The organism is Streptomyces sp. NPDC005435 (assembly GCF_040703155.1).
Taxonomy (GTDB): Bacteria; Actinomycetota; Actinomycetes; order Streptomycetales; family Streptomycetaceae; genus Streptomyces.
This window is the reverse complement of sequence record NZ_JBEXEQ010000029.1, coordinates 57,274-78,270: the sequence shown is the minus strand read 5'-3', so window position 1 is coordinate 78,270 and position 20,997 is coordinate 57,274. Positions and strand designations below refer to the sequence as shown.

General features: G+C 70.9%; 8 protein-coding genes. 1 reads left to right on the top strand and 7 read right to left on the bottom strand.

What is annotated here, in order from left to right:
- From AB0898_RS29125 to AB0898_RS29110, 4 genes are all read right to left on the bottom strand, one after another.
- On the bottom strand, nt 1-10,061 hold a 10,061-nt coding region (locus AB0898_RS29125; RefSeq protein WP_366806015.1), incomplete at its 3' end, for a LamG-like jellyroll fold domain-containing protein.
- A gap of 236 nt (nt 10,062-10,297) precedes the next feature.
- The gene (locus AB0898_RS29120; protein ID WP_366806014.1) at nt 10,298-11,041 is read right to left on the bottom strand and encodes an N-acetyltransferase; all 744 of its coding nucleotides are present in this window, start codon (nt 11,039-11,041) and stop codon (nt 10,298-10,300) included.
- Nucleotides 11,042-11,141: 100 nt separating this feature from the next.
- Complete coding sequence (locus AB0898_RS29115; protein WP_366806013.1) at nt 11,142-11,858, bottom strand: HNH endonuclease family protein; 717 nt, start codon at nt 11,856-11,858, stop codon at nt 11,142-11,144.
- Nucleotides 11,859-12,031: 173 nt separating this feature from the next.
- Entirely contained in the window at nt 12,032-12,907 is an 876-nt protein-coding gene (locus AB0898_RS29110) for an SCO6745 family protein (protein WP_366806012.1), read from the bottom strand.
- Between the two features lie 113 nt (nt 12,908-13,020).
- Between AB0898_RS29110 and AB0898_RS29105 the strand changes: the two genes are divergently transcribed.
- On the top strand, nt 13,021-13,620 hold the full coding sequence (locus AB0898_RS29105; protein WP_366806011.1) for a TetR/AcrR family transcriptional regulator: 600 nt from the start codon (nt 13,021-13,023) through the stop codon (nt 13,618-13,620).
- 143 nt (nt 13,621-13,763) lie between these two features.
- Here AB0898_RS29105 and mfd read toward each other — a convergent pair whose 3' ends face one another.
- The 3 genes from mfd to AB0898_RS29090 form a co-directional block, all read right to left on the bottom strand.
- Entirely contained in the window at nt 13,764-17,297 is a 3,534-nt protein-coding gene (gene mfd, locus AB0898_RS29100; protein WP_366806010.1) for a transcription-repair coupling factor, read from the bottom strand.
- A gap of 298 nt (nt 17,298-17,595) precedes the next feature.
- Nucleotides 17,596-20,175, bottom strand: coding sequence for an FtsX-like permease family protein (locus AB0898_RS29095; RefSeq protein WP_366806009.1), 2,580 nt, complete (start codon nt 20,173-20,175; stop codon nt 17,596-17,598).
- Nucleotides 20,172-20,960 carry an ABC transporter ATP-binding protein gene (locus AB0898_RS29090; RefSeq protein WP_366806008.1) on the bottom strand — a complete coding sequence of 263 codons (789 nt, stop codon included), beginning with the start codon at nt 20,958-20,960 and terminating at the stop codon, nt 20,172-20,174. The genes AB0898_RS29095 and AB0898_RS29090 overlap by 4 nt, the downstream gene beginning before the upstream one ends.
- Nucleotides 20,961-20,997: the final 37 nt, after the last annotated feature.

The window sequence follows — 20,997 nt, the reverse complement described above, 5'->3', positions numbered from 1 at the left end:
ATGGCCCTGGTCGTGCCGTCGGCCATCAGGACCCGGGTCGCACCCGTGAAACTGTGCGGGTCCCCCGGCACGGACCGCTTGATCGGGCAGGCGCCGCCCGACTCCTCCTCAGGCCCCGCCTCGTTCGAATGCGACTGGGACTGCGTTCCCGCACCCTCCGACTCCGCCTTGGCCGTCGCCGCCTCCGTCGCGTCCGCCGCCGCCGAGTCGCCGGCCCCGGACGTCGCCCGGCCGAACAGACCGCCGACCACCTCCATCGCCTTCGGCGCCGCCTTCGCCAGCAACGCGCCGCCCAGCTCGCCCAGGACACCACCCGCGGCACCCGTTACGGCGCCCTCCACGGCAGAGCCCGCGAACGCGCCCACACTGCAGTCGCCGCCACCGTTCTCGGCGCACTTGAAGCCCTGCTCCACCAGGGAACCCGCAGCGCCGGCCATGGCCGCACAGCCGACCGTGCCCACACCCCACGTCGCCGCCTCGCAGCCCGCGAACACCGCCGTCGACACCACGAACGACGTGATCGCCGCCGCGTGATGCTTCGCGAACTTCGCCGCTGTCTTCACCGCCGAAACCGTGGCGTGGTACGCCGTCCGGGCCGCGTGCGAGACCGCGTGGGCGGCCTTCTTCACCGCGTGGGCGACCTTGTGGGCGGCCTTCTTCACGGCGTGGACCACGCGGTGCACCGCGTGCGCGACCTTGTGGTAGGCGGAATGGACCGCGTGAACCACCCGGTGATACGCGCGTCTGACCTTGCGTACCGAGTAGTGGTAGACGCGGTGCACCACCCGCACCGTGGCGTGATAGACGTCCCGCACGTGGTGGACGACCTTGCGGGCCGCGTGCTTGACCGCGTGAACCACCTTGCGGGCCACGTGTTTGGCCGCGTGGTACACCTTGTGCGCCACGTGCTTGACCGCGTGTGCCACATGATGCGCGGCCTTCTTCGCGCCGCACACCACGTCGTACCAGGAGCAGTTGCCCGACTCGTCCGTGCCCGCGAGCGGGTTGTCGTCGACGTAGGCGAAGGGGTTCGCCGCCACCGAGTTCGGGACCGGGTTCAGCGAGATGCTGTCCTTGTTCAGGAACTGGCCCGTGTCCGGGTTGTACCAGCGCGAGGCGGTACCGACGTCACCCGAGCCCGGCTCCGTCCAGCCCGACTGGAAACCGAGGTGACCGGTGATGGTGTCGGTCGGTGAGACCACCTTGCCGAGCGGGTCGTACGACGCCGAGCCCGCGAGCGCCGTCGCGCCCGAGGTGAAGGTGCCGACCACGTCGCTGTGCTGGTCCGTCAGGGCCAGTACCGCGCCGCCGACGGTCGGCTTGATGCCGACCAGGCCGCCGCCCGGGTCGTAGGTGTAGGTGTCCTCGCCGTCCGAGGCGATCGTGTTGCTGCCGCCCGAGTACGCGAACGTCCGCGTCGTGCCGTCCGACGTGTCCTTGTCCGACACGTTCCGGCCCATCGCGTCCAGCGTGTAGGACTGCGAGCCCGCCGCGATCTGCGCGCCGGAGGCGTCCGTCTTGTACGCCGTCGTGCCGCCGGCCGCCGACGACTCCTGTGTCATCGTGCCGCGCGCCGAGTAGGTGTAGGAGTGCGTGCCGTCCGAGGTCAGCTCGTCGCGCTGGTCGTAGGTGTAGACGTCCGCGCCCTTGCGGATCCGGTTGCCCGACGCGTCGTAGGCGTACGTGGTCGTCTTGGAGCCGTCGTTCCACGACGTGAGGCGGTTGGCCCAGTCGTAGCCGTAGGTGTTGGCCGAGGCGCCGGAGACACCCGTGGTCGTCTTCGACGCCAGGTTGCCGTCGGCGTCGTAGCCGTAGGTGAAGCTCGCCAGGGTCGTCGCGCCCTGGACCAGGGTGTCGCTGGTCAGCTGGTGCTGGCTGTCGTAGCCGAACGTGCGGGTCTGGCCCGACGCGCCGTACTTGACGGAGCGCGGTTCGTTGAGCTGGCCGTAGCTGTAGGTGAGCTGGGTGCCGGTGGCGGCGTCGTTCAGGGTCGAAAGGCGGCCCGCCGTGTCGTAGCCGTAGGTCGTGGTGCCCGCGGCGTCCTTGCGCGAGGTCATCGCGCCGTCGTCGTTGTAGGCGAAGCTGGAGACGCCCGAGGAGCCCGACGTGGTGAGCACGTCGCTGCGGTCGTCGTAGGTGAACTCGTCGTGCGTGGCGTCCTGGTGGTCCACCGCGCCGGCGATGCCCGCCTCGTCCGTGTCCGCCGAGAGCACCCGGCCGACCGAGTCGTAGGTGAAGCTCCGCCGGGCCGTCGCCGCGTCGGCGCCCGCGCCGGACATCGACTTCAGCTGGCCGTCGGCGTCGTACGTCATCGCGGTGGTGACGCCGCCGGGCAGCGTCACGTTCGTGGCCTGGCCGTCCGCGTCGTAGGCGAAGGTCGTGGTCGTGTCGGCCGCCGAGCTGTACTGCGCGGTGGTCGGCTCGATCACCTTCTCCTGCTGGCCCCACGGCGTGTAGGTGTAGCGCCAGGAGTTGCCGCGGCCGTCGGTGAAGCGGGTGCGGTTGCCGGCCGCGTCGTAGCCGAAGGTCGTGGTGATCGACGTCGACGCGTCGACCGGCTGGACCTCCTGCGTGATGGTGCCGGCCGCGTCGTAGGTGAACTGGCTGGTGTGGCCGCGCGCGTCCGTCGCCGCGGTCATGTTGCCGACGCCGTCGTACTGCTGCGAGGTCTCCCACAGCTTGGTGCCCGACGCGTCGTAGGAGCGCGTGGTGACCGGGTCGCCGTCGGCGTTGTAGTCGGTCGTCGAGTACGTGTTGTCGGGCAGCGTCGTCTTCGAGCGGTTGCCCTCGAAGTCGTAGCCGTAGCGGGTGGTGTTGCCCGCCGCGTCGGTGACGGAGGTGATGTCACCGGCCCGGTTGTAGGCGTACGTCGTCTTCACGCCGCCGGGTGAGGTGGTCGACGCGGCGTGCGCGCCGTAGGGGTTGCCGGTGGTGACGCCGTAGGACGTGGTCGACGTCAGGCTGCGCGTCGAGGGGTAGCGCTCCAGGGTCGTCTGGGTGAGCTGGCGGCCCATGAAGTCGTACGTCGCCTGGGACTGCGCGCCGGAGGCGTCCGTCGACGTCAGCTGTTCGCCGTTGGCGTCGTACGTCGCGCGCGTCTTGGTGCCGTCCGGCGCGGTGATCTGGGCGACGTTGCCCATCTGGTCGTACAGGGACGACGTGGTCTTGCCACCGGGCGTGGTGACGGAGGTCTGGTTGCCCTCGCTGTCGTACGTCCAGACGGTGGTGCCCGCGTTCGGCTGGGAGCCGCCCGCCGGGGTGTACGGCGGCAGGGTCTCGGAGACCTTGTCGCCCTCGGCGTCGTACACGGTGGTGGTGACCAGGCCGTTGGGGTCCTGCTCCTCGACGCCCTCGCCGAAGGTGTTGAACCCGCTGGTGGTGACCGGGCGCACGGTGGCGGCGCTGGTGCCGTCGGGCTCCGCCTGGACTGCGGGCGCGGTGGTGACCGCGAGGTTGCCCGCCTCGTCGTAGGCGTAGTCGGTGGTGTTGTGCTCGGCGTCCGTCATGGACTTCGGCAGGCCGCGCTTGTCGTACGTGTACGTGGTCTTCTGCGCGTCGGACGAGCCGACGGTGCCGCCGCCCCGGCCCTTGCCGTACAGCGAGGAGATCTCGGTGGCGGACAGGGCGCGCTGGTAGACCTGCGTGTTGGAGACCGCGCCGGGCAGCAGGTCGGTCGAGGCGCCGGCGTACTTGGCCTGGCCGATGGTCAGGGGGCCGGTGGCGCTCCACGGTGTGGTGTTGGTGCCCGAGCCGGACAGGGTGCCGTTGACGTAGATCTTAATGGCCCCGGTGCTCGCGTCGAAGACGCCGACCAGGTGCGTCCAGGCGCCGGAGGCGGGCACGGCGGTCGAGTAGGCGGCGGGGAACGTGGCGCCCGAGGCGTCGGTGCTCGTCTGTTCCAGGCTCCACAGCGGTGCGCTGGTGTGCGCGTAGTTGTACTGGAGCATGAACGCGCTGTTGGTGCCGCCGGTCTGCGCGACGACCGTCGCGTTGTGGGTGGGCAGCGAGCTCATCTTCACCCACGCCGAGACCGTGTAGGACGCGGTGGTGTCGAGCACGGGCCCGTTGGTGGTGATCTGCTGGCCGGTGGTGCCCGCGAAGTTCGCGGCGTCGTCGCTCCAGGTGACGCCGGTGGCGCGCGCGGTGTTGCCGGTGCCCGAGGCGTCCGTGACCGTGGTGCCGGAGTTCTGGTCGAGCTTCCACCAGGCCGCCGGGTGGCCGGAGGCGTCCCCGTACAGCGTCTCGCCGAGCAGGTTGCCCATGTCGTCGTAGGTGTCGGTGGTGGTGCGGTCGTAGCCGGAGGCGTCGTGGTCGTTCTCGGAGGCGACCTGGTCGTCCGGGGTGTACGACACCGTGGAGACGCGGTCCACTCCGGTCGGGTCCAGCTCGGTGGAGGTGGTGCGGGAGGCGGCGTCGACCGTGTACTTGGTGACCGTCTCGCCGTTGTCCGAGGTCGCCTGGGTGAGGTTGCCGGCCGCGTCGTAGACGTCGGACTCCAGCGTGTAGGTGCTGGTGCCGTCGGCGCTGGTGCGCTTCACCGTCGCGGTCAGACCGTCGTCGGTGTACGTGTAGGACGTGGTGTTGCCCATCGCGTCGGTGATGGACGCGAGCCGGCCGGCCGGGTCGTAGGCCCGGGAGGACTCGGTGAGCAGTGCGGGCGTCTGCGGGTTGACCGGGTCGCCCTGGTACATCAGGCCCTGCGTGAGCAGGTTGCCCTCGGCGTCGTAGGTGTAGCGGGTCTCGTTGCCGGCGGTCGTCACCTCCTTGGTCTTGTTGCCGGAGGTGTCGTACGTGTACGTCGTGGTGTTGCCGTTGGCCGCGCCCTCGGCGGCGTTGGCGTCGGCCTCGGTGGCGACGTGGTCGTAGGCGTCGTAGGTCCAGGTCTGGGTGCGCGCGTGGTCTCCGCCGCTGGCGTCGGACACGGTCTGCGTGAGGGTGTTGCCGTCCTCGTCGTAGACGGTGCCGGTGACGGCGGCGTGGGTGGCGCCGGTGACGCGGTCGGTGAGCTGCGGGTCGTGCTCCTCGATCACCTGGCCCGCGGCGTCGTACTTGTAGCTCGTGACCAGGCCGTCGGGGTAGGTGTCGGAGACGACCTTCTGGGTGGTGACCTGGCCGAGGCCGTCGTAGGTGTACTTGGTGACCAGTCCGATGGCGTCGGTGGTGGTCGCCACGTCGCCGTTGGAGAAGTACGACACCTGGTTGACGGCGCCGCCCGGGCTGACCGTCTTGACCGGCAGGCCCTTGGGGATCACGCCGCCGCCGGTGGCCGGGTAGGCGGAGGTGCCGTCGCTGTAGACGGTCGTGGTGCTGCGGCCGTCGGGGAAACCGGCCACGGCGGGGCCGGTGATCGCGGTCTGGTTGCCGGCCGGGTCGTAGGTGTACGACGTCAGATAGGTGGTGTCGGTCGCGGACGCCGAACGGCCGTCGCGCTCGGTCAGCAGCTGGTCGTTGCGCGGGTCGGCGGTGGTCAGCTGGGCGGTGGTGTCGTCCGGGTAGTACGTGTAGTACTCGGTGTCGCACTTGTTCGCGGCCTGGTCCTGGCAGGACGTCGAGGAGACGATGTTGCCGCGGACGTCGTGGCCGGTGACGGTCATCGAGCCGTTGGGGTCGGTGACCGTGTGCTCGAAGCCGGAGGTGTCGTAGCCGAAACTGGTCCGGTTGCCGAGCGCGTCGGTCTCGGTGAGGGCGCGGTTGTTGTTGGTGACGTCGTAGGTGTACTTCAGCGTCGCGCTGGTCGGCGTGGTGACCTGGACCGTCTCCACGGGCAGCAGGCCGGTGGAGTTCTTCGCGGCCTCGTACTGCTGGGCGACGTCCGCGTCCGACAGCTGCGAGCGGTAGAGGGAGACCTCGGCGAGGGAGCCCTTGAAGTAGGTGGCGTAGCCGGTGTTGTCGGTGGTGCTGTGGTGCGGCTGGTCCGGCCAGTAGCCGCCGTTGTAGCCGGCGCCCACGTAGGTGTACTTCTGCCCGGACATCGCGGCCGTGCCGGTCTGCGTGCCGACGAGTGCCCCGTCGAGGTACAGGGACTGGCTGGTGGCGCTGGTCGAGAGCACGACGTGGTGCCACTTGCCGTCGGTGACAGCCGACGCGGTGACCAGCGGGTTGTCGGAGCCGGAGGAGAACCAGTACTCGCCGTACAGCTTGCCGGTGCTGCCGATGTACAGCACGGGTGTGTAGCCGGTCGGTGTGGTGCCGTTGCCGATCGGGTCCTTGCTCGTGCCGAGCAGGATGCCGTTCGCCGTGGTCGTCTTGAACCACATGTCGGCGCTCTCGGCGCCGGAGCCGGGGACGGAGCTGTTCGGCAGCGTCACCAGGGAGCTGGTGCCGTTGAAGGTGGCGGCCTTCTGGTCGGTGAACGGGCCGGCGGCGCCGAGCGTGACGGCGCCGTACGTGCCGTTGCCGCCGTGCACCTGGTCGACGGCCGTGGTGGCCCCGGCGGCCTCGCCGAGCCGGAAGTACTCGGAGGGGGCGCCGCCGAGGACCGCTCCGCGGTAGGTGTCGCTGGACCCGGCGACGGACGGCGTGCCCATCGCCCAGCTGCCGCCGTTCTCGTCGGTGAGCCGGGTCAGGGCGGTGGTGTTGGGGTCGTACGTCATCGTCGCGTACGTCTTGCCGGACGGGCGCTTGACGGAGGTCAGCAGGCTGGTGCTGTGGGTGCCGTACGTGTACAGGGCGTTGACGTCGGCGGCGACCAGCGGCCGGCTGTACCAGCCGATGTCGGCGATGGAGCCGTTGAAGTAGGTGGCGTAGCCGGTCTTGTCGGTGGAGGAGGTGTGGGCCTCGTCGGGCCAGCTGCCGCCGAGGAAGCCGGCGCCTATGTAGTTGAAGGACTGGTTCTTGCCGAAGGCGACCGCGCTCTGGATGGAGATGGTGCCGCTGCGCGAGCCGACCTTGGTGTTGTCCAGGTACAGGGTCTGGGAGTTGCCCGCGGCGGACAGCACGACGTGGTGCCACTTGCCGTCGGCGACGGAGGCGGAGGAGACGATCGGGTTGACGCCGCCGCTGTACCAGAACTCGGCGTTCAGCTTGCCGTCGCTGCCGACGTAGACGGAGGGCGTGTAGAAGCCCGCCGCCTGGCCGGAGCCGATCGGCTGGGAGGCGTAGGAGTACAGGACGCCGGGGCCCGCCGAGGTCTTGAACCACAGGGAGATCGCGCCGGAGTCGGTGTCGTTGCCGAGGTTCTTCGGGAGCGCGATGTCGGAGGAGGTGCCGTTGAAGCCGGCGGCCTTGGCGGAGGATCCGGTCAGCGGTCCGGGCTGGCCGAGGGTGACGTGTTCGTACGTCGCGTCGGTCGTGCCCTCGTTGCCGAGGATGGCGTCCTTGGCGGTGGTGCCGGAGGCCTCCGACAGCGGCCAGAAGGTGTGCGGGTCGAGGTCGAGGGCCGCGTTCTGGTAGCCGGAGCCGGTGGTGTAGCCGTAGGTGGCGCACTTGGTGGCCGACAGCGGTGAACAGACCTTGGTGAGCTGGTCGGCGGTGTAGCTGTAGGTCCAGGTCTGGGCGGTGCTCGCGTCGCCCGCGGTGGCCGGGTCGGTGACCACGGTCGCCACGTGCGCGGCCTGGGCGCCGGAGGGGGTGCTCCAGGTCAGGGACAGGGAGCGGCCCGAGACGGCGGAGGTCATCTTGGTGACGTGGCCGCCGGCCCAGGTGAGGTTCACCGAGCGGCCGTTGGCGTCGGTGACCGAGGTCAGGCCGTAGGCGCCGGAACCCAGGGACTGGGTGAAGGTGTAGACCGTGTCGTCCTTGTCGGTCAGCGTGTAGCCGCCGGTGACGGTCTTGAAGGTGGCGAAGCGGCCGTTGCCCGGGGTGAAGGTGCCGTCGCTGTTCTTGCCGTAGCCGACCTGGGAGCCGTCGGGGTAGGTGACCGAGACGCTGGAGACGGCTCCGCCGGTGGTGTACTGCTCGGTCGCGCGGGCGTCGAAGATGCTGGACCAGCCCGAGCCGAAGGCGCCCGCCCAGCGGGGGTCACGGGAGTTGTAGGCGCGCTCGACGTCGAGGGAGGGGCCGACGGTGGAGACGGAGGCGTCGGTGTCGGAGGTGGTGTAGTTGCCGATCGACGCGTCGAAGCCGTGGTCGCTGCTGTTCTGCGACAGACCGGAGGTGATCACGGCCTGCGGGACCTGGACGGACAGTTCGTACGGCGTGGCCGGGGAGTACAGCTTGGTGGTGGGGTCGTACGCCTTGACGGTCCAGCTGTAGCTCTTGCCCCAGGCGAGCTTGCCCGCGGGGACGGTCCAGCTGCCGGTGGAGACCAGGCCCGAGTCGGCGACCTTGGTGCCGTTCGGGTCGTAGACCTGGAAGAGGTACTGGTTGCCGCTGCCACTGGTGGAGTTGGCGCCGCCGGCCCACGCGGTGAAGGTGGGCGTGGTGGTGTTCACCACCGCGTTGTCGGCGGGGAACTGCTCGTACAGCTGGGGCGCGGTGTTGCCGGTGTAGGTGACCTCGAGGTACGGGCCCTTGCCGCCGGGGGCGTTGAAGGAGTCGAACTGCTTCCAGTGCAGGTTGTCGCTCGTGGACGCGTACAGGCCCAGGCCGTAGTCCGCGGTCGTGCCGTTGAACCAGCCCTGGATCGCGGAGGTGGACAGGGTGACGTTCACGGTGTCGCCGACGGTGCGGTCCGCGGCCGTGTTGGCGCACGCGTTGGGCACGGTCGGGGTCGCGTTGCCGATGGAGGAGCCCATCGAGGGGCCCGGGTAGGTGGTGACGGACTCCGGGGTCCAGTCGCTGGTGACCAGGGCGACGTCGAAGCGCTCCGCGGTGCAGGTGGCGGCCCAGGTGTCGAACAGGTGCAGGGTGGCGGCGGTGACGGTGGCGTTGCTGCCGTCCCAGGCGGTGTCCCAGTGGTTGATGAAGCTGTTCGCGGAGTGGGTGCCGGAGTCGTAGGAGCCGACCTTGACCGTCTGCTCGTAGGAGTGGTCGGCGGCCGCGTCGCCGGACTCGGCGTAGGTGGTGGTCCAGCCGTCGCTGACGCTGGGGTCGACGGTGACGGGGAAGACGCGCTTGGCGCTGTGCAGCCAGTCGCTGTCGAGGGTCACCTTCACCGCGTAGCCGTCGTCGTCGCGGACGAGCTCGGTGGTGACGTCGTGCGTGGTGGCCGGGTCTCCGGAGCGGGGGTTCACCTTCGCGTCGTAGGCGTACGCGGGAGGGATGCGCTCGACGGTCTTGCCGGCGGAGTCCGTGAGGTCGATCCAGCCGCTCGTGCGCTGGGTGGGGGTGAGGCCCTTGAGGTCGAGCGGGAAGGTCCAGGTGTTGTCCGCGTCGGCGGAGTGCAGGACCACGGAGTCCTTCACACCGGTGGCGGTCGGGGCGAGCACCAGGTCGGTGGCGTCGAGGACGTTGGCGTAGCGGACGGTCGAGCCGTCGGCCGTGCCCTTGACCGGGGCCGCGCCCTCCAGGGCGTAGGAGACGCGGTGCTTGTCGTCGGCCGTCAGGGAGGCGATGTCGGGGTCGGTGGCCTCGGCGGCGAAGTCGACGTCGACGGAGTTGGCCTTCTCGTGCCAGCGGCCGTCCGGCCCGGCCCGCACGTCCACGTCGATCGGCGCCCAGCGGCCCTTGCCCACCTGGTAGTTGACGGGCGTGGGGGATATGCGTCGGGTGACGGAGCCGTCGGCGTTGTCGTAGACGGTCTCGGTGCGCGAGGACTCGCCCGGATTGCGCTTGCTGCTCTTGGCGTTGAAGCCCGCGCCGCCGGCGCTGCGGCCCTTCTTCACGGACGGGGCGTGCGCGTGGTACGCGGGCAGTTCGCCGCGGCCCTTGCCCGGCGCGTGGCCCTTGCCCCGGTGGGCGGCGGTCACCTCGGCGGAGACGTGGTGCGGGTGGTGCGCCGCCGTTCCCGACCGCTGGTGGGGCAGTTTGCCCCAGTGGGGGTCGGTGAACCAGGACGCCCATGCCGACGCGCTCGCGCCCGGCATGTCGATACGGGTCAGCTCCAGCCCCTCGGCGACGGCCTGATCGGTCGTCATCCACAGGGCCAGGGACGTCAGGACGAGCGCGGCGACCCAGCGCAGGGTCCGGCGCGCCCGGCGAGCAGAGCCCGAACGGTTCAGCGGCCAGGAAGAAGGCAGCACGACTTCACTCCAGCGAGCAGGCAATCGACAAGAAGCGCACCGATCTTGCCTGTCGTGAACATTCCGCAAATAGATCCGAAGGTTGATCTTGTGGAGACCTTGACCCCGGCTTGCCCAACCGGCCTGAATTGCAACGGTTCACACCGTTGGATCTTGTGAATCTCTTTGCGGAAAAGTCAAAACGTGTGCATGAATTGTTCAGGCGATGAATGTTTGTGAACGCGGCTACGTGGGCATCACGCGCCGTGCCTCATCCAGACATTGGGCTCCACGTACACCGCGTACCCCCGCTCCGGTTCGCAGTGCACCGGGGACAGGGCGCCGGGCACCTCGACGTCCCCCGGGGTGTCGAAGGGAAGGCCGGTCCAGCGGCGCCAGTCCTCCAGCGGGGCGGCGACCGTCATGGACGCGGGGGCGACGGAGTCGACCACCGCGCCGGCCCGGGCGTGGACACGCAGCCAGGGATCGTGCGGGAGCCCGTCGGGGCGCAGCCGGTGGGCGTACTCGGTCATCGGCGTGCGGGGTTCGAGATGCTTGGCGCTGGGCCGTACGGGAGCGACGACCTCCGCGAAGCCACGGGCGCGGGCGTTGTCCCGCAGCGCGGAGAGCATGACGGCGGACAGCCCCCGGCCCTGCGCGTGCGGGGCGATGACGACGGCGATCGCGCAGACCGTGTCGGGGCGGGTGCCCCGGCGCAGATCGGCGAAGGCCCAGAGCAGGACCTGGTCCCACCTCCGGCCGGGCAGCGCGCCCCGGCCTTCGGCGCCGAGCGCGAACGGCACGCTGAAGGCGTGGGCGACCACCTCGCCGTGCTCGTCCTCGGCGAACAGCGCGTACTCGGGCAGTTCGACGGGGATGCGGCCGTAGTGGGCGACACCCACCGGGTCGTGGGTCACGAACTCCGGCCAGGTGTCGGCCATCTCCAGCACCGCCGCCAGCCGTTCGGGCCGGTCGGCGAGGCTGCTCACCTTGACGTTCACGCGGTCACGGTAGGTGGGGCGGGGGCGGGCGCAAAGGGAGTTTCCCGCGCCGGCGGGGCGGTGCCGGTGCCGGTGCCGCCCTCCTGCTTGGTGCGTCCCCTCAGCGAGCCCGGAAGCGTGACGGGGCCTCCGTCGGGTTGCCGCCGGTGGGGAGTTTCTGGCCGGGGCAGGTTGTCAGGACCTTCTTCATGGCGGACTTCTCGGCGGAGGTGACCCACAGGCCATACTTCTTCTTCACGGCGACCTGGGCGGCGACGTAGGTGCAGCGGTAGGACTTGGACGGGGGGACCCAGGTGGCGGTGTCGCCGTCGCCCTTGCCCCGGTTGGTGCTCGCGTCGACCGCCAGGAGGTTGAGGGGGTCGTTGGCGAGGGCGATGCGCTTGCTGGGCGCCCAGTACTTGGCGCCCTTCTGCCAGGCGTCGGAGAGGGCGACGACGTGGTCGATGTCGACCTGGCTGCGGCCTCGGCGGTAGGTGATGGTCTTGCCCGAGTAGGGGTCGTGCTCCAGGACGCCGAAGGTCACCTTGCACTTGCCGCCACTGAACTTCACCTCCTCCAGGTCGCGCTTCAGGATGTCGTCACGGGTGTCGCAGGAGTTGGAGTCGGTGTCCGCCCAGGCGCTGCCGAAGCGCTCGCGGGAGTAACCGGTCTTCGGTGCGCGGCCCTTGACGGGCAGGGCCTCGGCGGCGCTCAGGGCCGCGCCGGAGGCGCCGGTCTCCTGGGGGCCGGAGGAGCCCTTGGTCTGTTCGGTCCGGCATCCGGTCACGGCGGCCGTCATGACCATGGCGATGACCGCCCCGCCCCACAAGCGCCTCACGGTGCGCCCCCCTCGTTCGCGCCTGCCCGTCCGCCGGTGCGGACGGTTCGATCCGTCCTCCACCGTAACCGCCGGACGGCGGCCGACGAACAGGAACCAAAAGGGCGTTCAGGGGCATCGGGTGCATCAGGGGCTCATGTTCTTGCCGGCCTCCACGAGTTCGCGCGCCTTGTTCACACGGTGCCTATCCCCAGGGTCGATTCCGAGGGGAGCAGTCCGGAGGAGAGGACCGCGACCCAGTGGTCGCCCAGCAGGTCGGCCAGGCGGTCGGCGGCCGGCGCACCGAGGGCCTGCCACGGGGCGACGGCGAGGCGGTCGGTGTCCTCCTCCACGCGTCGGCGCAGGGCGCGGCCCGCGTCCGTGGCCATGCCGTCCGGCTCCACCAGTCCGCGCCGCGCGAGGCGTTCGCACGCGGCCTTCCATTCCCCTGGACTCCAGCCACGGCTCGCGAAGCGTTCCACGGACGCGGCGCCTATCGCCGCGAAGGACACCAGCGACTCGACCGGATCGAGGCCGGCGACGAGCAGGGCGGCCAGATGGCCGTCGCCCCGGTGTTCGCGCAGGATCGTGGCCGCGTGCCAGAGCTGGAGGTGCGGGGGTTCGGGCCAGGGCAGCTCGGCGTTGGCGGCGGCGAGGGGGCGGCCCGCGGTGTCCGCGGCCTCGGCGGCGCGCCGGGCCAGAGCGGCGGCCTCGGCCAGCTCCGGGCTGTCGATCCGGTCGCCGAGGACGGCCCGGTAGGCACCGTCGATCCCGCGCAGACGGGCGGCCAGCACCTCGCCCGGGGCGGCGACGTTCCACGCGCCGTCCATGTGCCGGGCCACCATGCGCGGGCTGAAGCTGTAGAACGCGGAGGTCACCCGCTCGGCGCCGGCCCGGCCCAAGGGGGCGGCGCGCAGCGGGAAGTAGCCCGGCCAGCGGTCCCCCGTGCCGTACCCGAGCGCGGCCGACTCCCGCTCGACCTCCGGGGCGTAGTAGAGCAGCGCGTGGAACGGTTCCAGCAGGTGCCAGAGCTGGCGTGCGCGTGCCGTCCCCACCGTTTCCTGGGTCATGCCGTGACTCCTCCCCCGTCCACGGCCCGGCCGGGCCGCCCGAACTTGACACTGTCCAGATTGCCCGGACCGCCGGAACTTGTCAATGCCTAGATCGGGCGTATGGTGTCCGCATGAGTTCCTCGAAGCCGGCCTCCGCCGGGCGGCGTTCCTCGTACCACCACGGCGATCTACGGCGCGCCGTGCTCACCGCCGCGCTCGACGCCATCGCCGCCGACGGCCCCGCCGGGCTGAGCCTGCGCGACCTCGCCCGCCGCGCCGGGGTCTCGCACGCCGCGCCCGCGCACCACTTCAAGGACCGCACCGGGCTGCTCACCGCCATCGCGGCCGAGGGGTTCGGGCTGCTGGCCGAGGCCCTGCGGGACGCCCCGGACCTGCGGGAGGCGGGCGTGCGCTACGTCCGCTTCGCCCGCGAACACCCCGCGCACTTCCAGGTGATGTTCTCGCCGGAGCTGCTGCGCGCCGACGATCTCGAACTGACCACCGCCCGCACCCTGGCCGCCGACGCCCTGAGCGCCGTCGTCGCCGCCGTGGACCCCGGCGACCGGGGCCCTGACGCCCGCCTCGCCGGCATCGCCGCCTGGTCACTGGCCCACGGCTTCGCCACCCTGCTCCTCGGCCACAACCTCGACGGTCCGGTGGGCGGGCAGGACCCCGAGGAGGTGTTCCACGCGCTCACGGCGATGCTGTTCCACTCGGCGGACGGGGGCTGACGGCCTCGCCCGCCAAGTCCGCCCCGGCAGCCCCGACCTCCCCGGCCTCCCCGACACCGGACACCGGACACCGCAACGGGCGCGCCCCCGCGAGGAGACGCGCCCGCTGTCGCAGCCGTAGAGCCGTCACGCCCCCGGGATCGTCACGACCCCAGGATCGACGCCAGGAACTCCCCCACCCAGCCCAGCAGTTCACGCCCGACCAGCGGCTTGCCGCCGACCTTCGCCGTCTTGGGGCGCGGGACCAGCACCTGGTGCGCGTTCCCCTTGACGAGCGAGCCCGGGTACAGCCGCTTCAGCCGCAGCTCCTGCGACTCGCGCAACTCCACCGGCGCGAAGCGGATGTTGGTGCCCTGGAGAACGATCTCGCCCACCCCGCAGGCCCGGGCGAGCATCCGCAGCCCGGCGACCAGCAGCAGGTTCTCCACCGGCTCGGGCAACTTGCCGTAGCGGTCGGTGAGTTCCTCGCGGACGGCCTTGACGTCCTCCTCGGAGTTGGCGGCGGCGATGGACCGGTACGCCTGGAGGCGCAGCCCCTCGCCGGGCGCGTAGTCGTGCGGGACGTGCGCGTCGACCGGCAGCTCGATCTTGACCTCCAGCGGCGGCTCCTCCTCCGCCTCGCCGGTCTCCAGCTGACGCCGGTAGTCCGCGACCGCCTCACCCACCATGCGGACGTACAGGTCGAAGCCGACGCCCGCGATGTGCCCGGACTGCTCGCCGCCGAGCAGGTTGCCCGCGCCGCGGATCTCCAGGTCCTTCATGGCGACGTACATGCCCGCGCCCATCTCGGTGTGCTGGGCGATGGTGGCGAGCCGTTCGTGCGCGGTCTCGGTGAGCGGCTTCTCCGGCGGGTACAGGAAGTACGCGTACCCGCGCTCGCGGCCACGGCCCACCCGGCCGCGCAGCTGGTGCAGCTGCGACAACCCGAAGTTGTCACCGCGCTCCACGATGAGCGTGTTGGCGTTGGAGATGTCGATGCCGGACTCCACGATCGTGGTGGAGACCAGGACGTCGAACTTCTTCTCCCAGAAGTCCACCACGACCTGTTCCAGGGCCTGTTCGGACATCTGGCCGTGGGCCGTGGCGATGCGCGCCTCGGGGACGATCTCGCGCAGCCGGGCGGCGGCGCGGTCGATGGACTCGACCCGGTTGTGGATGTAGAAGACCTGGCCCTCGCGCAGCAGTTCGCGGCGGATGGCGGCGCCGATCTGCTTCTCCTCGTACGGTCCGACGAAGGTGAGGACCGGGTGGCGCTCCTCGGGCGGGGTGGTGATCGTGGACATCTCGCGGATGCCGGTGACCGCCATCTCCAGGGTGCGCGGGATGGGCGTCGCGGACATGGTGAGCACGTCCACGTTGGCGCGGAGCTTCTTCAGCTGCTCCTTGTGCTCGACGCCGAAGCGCTGCTCCTCGTCGACGATGACCAGGCCGAGGTCCTTGAACTTGGTCTCGGAGGAGAACAGCCGGTGGGTGCCGATCACGACGTCCACCGAGCCGTCCTTCAGGCCCTCCAGGACGGCCTTGGCCTCGGCGTCGGTCTGGAAGCGGGACAGGGCGCGGACGTTCACCGGGAACTGCGAGTACCGCTCGGAGAACGTGCCGAAGTGCTGCTGCACCAGCAGGGTCGTGGGGACGAGCACGGCGACCTGCTTGCCGTCCTGGACGGCCTTGAAGGCGGCGCGGACCGCGATCTCGGTCTTGCCGTAGCCCACGTCGCCGCAGATCAGGCGGTCCATGGGGACCGTCTTCTCCATGTCCTCCTTGACCTCGGCGATGGTGGTGAGCTGGTCGGGGGTCTCCGCGTACGGGAAGGCGTCCTCCAGCTCGCGCTGCCAGGGCGTGTCGCCGCCGAAGGCGTGGCCGGGGGCGGCCATGCGCGCGCTGTAGAGCTTGATCAGGTCGGCGGCGATCTCCTTGACGGCCTTCTTGGCGCGCGCCTTGGTCTTGGTCCAGTCGGCGCCGCCCAGGCGGTGCAGGGTGGGGGCCTCGCCGCCGACGTACTTGGTGATCTGCTCCAGCTGGTCGGTCGGGATGTAGAGGCGGTCGCCGGGCTGGCCGCGCTTGGCGGGCGCGTACTCCACGACCAGGTACTCGCGGGTGGCGCCCTGGACGGTGCGCTGCACCATCTCGATGTAGCGGCCGACGCCGTGCTGTTCATGGACGATGTAGTCGCCCGCTTCGAGGGTGAGCGGGTCGATGGTCTTGCGGCGGCGCGCGGGCATCCGGGCCCCGTCGCGGCCCGCGGCCTTCTGGCCGGTCAGGTCGGTCTCGGTGAGGACGGCGAGGCCGAGTGCCGGGTCCACGAAGCCGTGGTCGATCGAGCCGCAGGAGACGTGCACCAGGGACGGGCTCAGCTCGCGGAGGTCGGGGTCCAGGCGCGCGGCGATGCCCTCGCCGCCCAGGACCTCGGTCGTACGGGCGGCCGGGCCGTGGCCCTCGGTGACGAAGACCGTGCGCCAGCCGTCGGCCAGCCAGCCCTTGGTGTCGGCCAGGGCGCGCGCGGTGTCGCCCCGGTACGCCTCGGGGGCGCGCATGCCGAGCTTGAGGGTGTCGCCGTCCGGCTCCTCGTCGGCGGCGAACGGCGAGACCGACCACCACATCATGTCCAGCTCGCGCGCGCGGTCGCGTACGTCCGCGATGGACCACAGGGAGGCCGCGCCGACGTCGATGGGCGCCTCGCCGCCGCCGGCGCTGGCCGCCCAGGACGCCTGGAGGAACTCCTGCGAGGTGGCTACGAGGTCGGCGGCGCGCGTACGGACGCGCTCCGGGTCGCAGACGACGGCCATGGCGCCCTTGGGCAGCACGTCGATGAGCAGTTCCATGTCGTCGACCAGGACCGGCGCCAGGGACTCCATGCCCTCCACCGCGATGCCCTCGGCGATCTTGCCGAGGAGTTCGCCCAGCTCGGGGTGGTCCTCGGCGAGCGCACGCGCGCGTGCCCGTACGTCCTCGGTGAGCAGCAGCTCGCGGCAGGGCGGTGCCCACAGGCCGTGTTCGGCGACCTCAAGGGAGCGCTGGTCGGCGACCTTGAAGTACCGGATCTCCTCGACGTCGTCGCCCCAGAACTCGACGCGCAGGGGGTGTTCCTCGGTGGGCGGGAAGACGTCGAGGATGCCGCCGCGTACGGCGAACTCGCCGCGCTTCTCCACGAGCTCCACGCGCGCGTACGCCGCTGCCGCGAGGGCTTCCACGATCTCGTTCAGGTCGGCGGTCCGGCCGGTACGCAGCGATACGGGCTCCAGGTCGCCCAGGCCCTTGACCTGCGGCTGGAGTACGGAGCGCACGGGGGCCACGACGACGGAGACGGGGCCCGTCTCGGGGTCGTCGGGGCGGGGATGGGCCAGGCGGCGCAGGACGGCGAGGCGGCGGCCGACGGTGTCGCTGCGGGGGCTGAGGCGTTCGTGCGGGAGCGTCTCCCAGGAGGGGTACTCGACGACGCCCTCCGGGGGCAGCAGGGAGCGCAGGGCTGCCGTCAGGTCCTCCGCCTCCCGGCCGGTCGCGGTCACGGCGAGCACCGGGCGGCCGGTCTCTCGGGCGAGGGCGGCGATGGCGAAGGGGCGGGCGGCGGGGGGACCCACGATGTCCACGTGCGTGCGGTTGCCGTCCGCGGCCGCCGTGGTCGCTTCCGCGAGGGCGGGGTCCTTGACTACTGCGTCCAGCAGACCGTGCAGGCTCATGCGAGGGGCTTTCCGTCCAGGGAGTGGGAACGCGAACGGCCCGACTCGTTTCACGGGCCGGGGGTATGTTCCAGGGTACGTCGGTGGGCTTGGCTTGGGCGGGGCTGTGGATAACCTCCCCGGGCTGCGGCTTGTGTACCAGGGGGCTCTGCCCCCTGGACCCCCGTCTCGCCCACTCGAACCCGCCCGTCTCGGTTACTTGAGAAGCGGGACTTCAAAGACAACCGCGAAAAACAACCGCGAAAAACGCCTGTGTCCTGAAGGCTCTTCGAGCCTTCAGGACACAGGCTCAACCCCCTCAGTCCGTCGCGATCGCGTTCAGCACGTTCATCCGTCCCGCCCTGAACGCCGGGATCAGTGCCGCCAGCAGCCCCACGAAGGCCGAGGCGACGAAGACGGTGATGATCGTCGGCCAGGGGATGTCGAGGACGTTGAAGCCCTCCAGGGCGAGGAGCTGCTGGGCGGTGGTGCCCCAGCCCATGCCGAGGCCGAGGCCGAGGAGGGCGCCGAAGAGGGCGATGACGACCGACTCCAGGCGGATCATGCGGCGCAGCTGGCGGCGGGAGAGGCCGATGGCGCGCATGAGGCCGATCTCGCGGGTGCGCTCGACCACGGAGAGGGCGAGGGTGTTCACCACGCCGAGGACGGCGACGATGATCGCGAGGGCCAGGAGGCCGTAGATCAGGTTCAGCAGCTGGCCGATCTGGTCCTTGAGCGCCTTCTTGTAGTCGGTCTGGTCGCGCACCGTGTACTGCGGGTAGTCGTGCAGGGCCGCCTTGAGCGCCTTGTAGGCGGCGGCCTGCCGGCCGTCCTTCGCCGAGGCGAAGACCAGGAGGTCGAGCGGCATCCGGTCGGCGGGCACGTACCGCTTCATCGTGGCGATGGACGCGTACATCGCGCCGGTGTCGATCACCCCGTCGTCGCTGGTGATCGCGCGGACCGTCAGCTCGGCGGTGCGGCCGCCCGGCAGGGTGACCCCGACCCTGGAGCCGAGCTTGATCCCGTGGTCGCGGGCGAAGCCCTCGGGTACGGACATCGAGTCGGCCCGGTAGGCGTCGGCGAGGGTGCCCGAGACGGTCTCGGTGCGCAGGTCCTGGGCGTAGGTCGGGTCGGCGGCGTTGATCGCCTTCTTCTTGCTGACCTTGCCGTCGGGGGTGGTCAGGGCCGCGGGAACGACCTTGTACTCGGTGACCCGCTTCAGGTCCGCCGTGTCCTTGACCGCCTGCACCGCCTGCGGGGTGATGGTCTCCCCCCGGTCGTTGCGGACGATGAAGTCCGTGCCCACGCTCTTGTCGAGCTGGTCGGTGGCCGAGGCCACCATGGACGAGCCGACCACCGACAGGCAGGCCACCAGGGCCAGGCCGATCATGAGGGCGGCGCCGGTCGCGCCGGTGCGGCGCGGGTTGCGCAGCGCGTTGCGCTCGGCCATGCGCCCCACCGGGCCGAAGACCCTGAGGACGATCACGCCGAGGACACGCACCAGGCCCGCGGCGAGGACCGGGCCGATGACGACGAAGCCGAGCAGGGTCAGCACGATGCCGACACCGAGCCAGCCCGAGCCGGTCTTGGCCTGGTCGGTGGTGGCCGCCGCGTACAGGCTCGCCGCGCCCGCGCCGGTCAGCACCAGGCCGATCAGGGCCCGTACGGCACCCGACCGGGCGTCGGCCGGGGCGCCCGCGTCGCGCAGGGCGGCCATCGGGGAGACCTTGCCGGCGCGGCGGGCGGGCAGGTAGGCCGCCAGGACGGTGACGACCACGCCGAGCAGCAGGCCGAGGGCCGGGGTGGTCCAGGCGACGGTCAGGTCGTCGGTGGACAGGTGCATGCCGATCTGGCCCATGAGCTTCATCAGGCCTACGGCGATGCCGATGCCCGCGCCGACGCCGAGGACGGAGCCGAGCACGCCGAGCAGGAGGGCCTCGACGAGCACCGAGCGGTTGACCTGGCCGCGCGAGGAACCGATGGCGCGCATCAGGCCGATCTCGCGGGTGCGCTGGGCGACCAGCATCGAGAAGGTGTTGACGATCAGGAAGATGCCGACCAGGAAGGCGATCCCGGCGAAGCCGAGCATGGCGTACTTCATGACGTCGAGAAGGCTTTCGACGTCCTTCTGGTTGGCGTCGGCGACCTCCTTGGCCGTCTGCACCTTGTAGCCGCCGCCGAGCGCGGCCGTCACGTTCTTCTTCAGGCGGGCGTCGGAGACGCCCTTGGCGGCGGTGACGTTGACGTTGGTGTAGACACCGGTACGGCCGACCAGGGTCTGCTGGGCGGTCTTGGTGTCCAGGTAGAAGATCGCCGCGCCGGGGTTGGTGACGGTGAAGGTGGCGATGCCGGACACGCGCGCGTGGTGCGTGCCGAGGGCGGTGATCAGGCCGATGTCGTCACCGAGGCGCAGATGGTGCTTCTTCGCGGTGTCCGCGTCCACCATGATCTGGCCGGAACCATGGGGCGCCGCACCGGTGGTGACCTTCATGGTGCGCGCGTCGTTGCCGTTCCAGTTGCCGACGATGGTCGGCGCGCCGCTGGTGGGCGAGAGCCCTTCCTTGTCGGCGTCGACGACGGTGACCTGGGTGGAGAACACGGTTCCCTCGGCCGACCGCACGCCCTGGGCCTCGCGGATCTCGCCGACCACGGAGGCGGGCAGCACCGGCGGCCTGCCGGTGCCGGACACGGTCTCCCCGGTGTCGGAGGCGTCCTTGGCGCTCACCGTGACGTCCGAGGACGTCGCCTGGAAGAGCTTGTCGAAGGTGGTGTTCATGGTGTCGGTGAACACCAGGGTGCCGCAGACGAAGGCGACCGACAGCAGGACCGCGATCGCCGAGAGCGCCATGCGGCCCTTGTGCGCGAAGAAGTTGCGCATCGAGGTCTTCAGCACGGTCATGAGGTGCGCCCCCGGGCGTCGAAGTCCTTCATACGGTCGAGGACCTGCTCGGCGGTGGGGCGGCGCATCTCGTCCACGATCCGGCCGTCGGCCAGGTAGAGCACGCGGTCCGCGTAGGAGGCGGCGACCGGGTCGTGGGTGACCATGACGATGGTCTGGCCGAGGTCGTGCACCGAGCGGCGCAGGAAGCCGAGGATCTCGGCGCCCGCGCGCGAGTCGAGGTTTCCGGTCGGCTCGTCGCCGAAGATGATCTCCGGGCGGGCGGCGAGCGCGCGGGCCACGGCGACGCGCTGCTGCTGGCCGCCGGAGAGCTGGGTCGGCCGGTGCTTGAGCCGCTCGGCCAGGCCGACGGTCTCCACGACCTTCTCCAGCCACTCCCGGTCGGGCTTGCGGCCCGCGATGTCCATGGGCAGCGTGATGTTCTCCAGCGCGTTCAGCGTCGGCAGCAGGTTGAACGCCTGGAAGATGAAGCCGATCCGGTCGCGGCGCAGCTGGGTCAGCTTCTTGTCCTTCAGACCGGTGATCTCGGTCTCGTCCAGATAGATCTGACCGCTGGTCACCGTGTCGAGCCCGGCGAGGCAGTGCATCAGGGTGGACTTGCCGGACCCCGAGGGGCCCATGATCGCGGTGAACTGTCCGCGGTCGATGTCCACGTCCACGTGGTCGAGCGCGACGACCCGGGTCTCCCCGGCGCCGTACGCCTTCACGACCTGCCGCGCCCGCGCGGCAACGGCCGTAGGTCCTCCAGTGCCCCCGTGCCTGGGTACGGTCACAGCCGATGTCACGGTATGTCTCCTATGGGATGGCAGGTCGGAGCGCGCG

What these genes read in the sequence shown, in the direction of transcription:
- AB0898_RS29105 (WP_366806011.1), top strand. Translation starts at nt 13,021, where the DNA reads ATGAGTTCCTCGAAGCCGGCCTCCGCCGGGCGGCGTTCCTCGTACCAC.
- AB0898_RS29095 (WP_366806009.1), bottom strand. Translation starts at nt 20,175, where the DNA reads ATGACCGTGCTGAAGACCTCGATGCGCAACTTCTTCGCGCACAAGGGC.
- AB0898_RS29110 (WP_366806012.1), bottom strand. Translation starts at nt 12,907, where the DNA reads ATGACCCAGGAAACGGTGGGGACGGCACGCGCACGCCAGCTCTGGCAC.
- mfd (WP_366806010.1), bottom strand. Translation starts at nt 17,297, where the DNA reads ATGAGCCTGCACGGTCTGCTGGACGCAGTAGTCAAGGACCCCGCCCTC.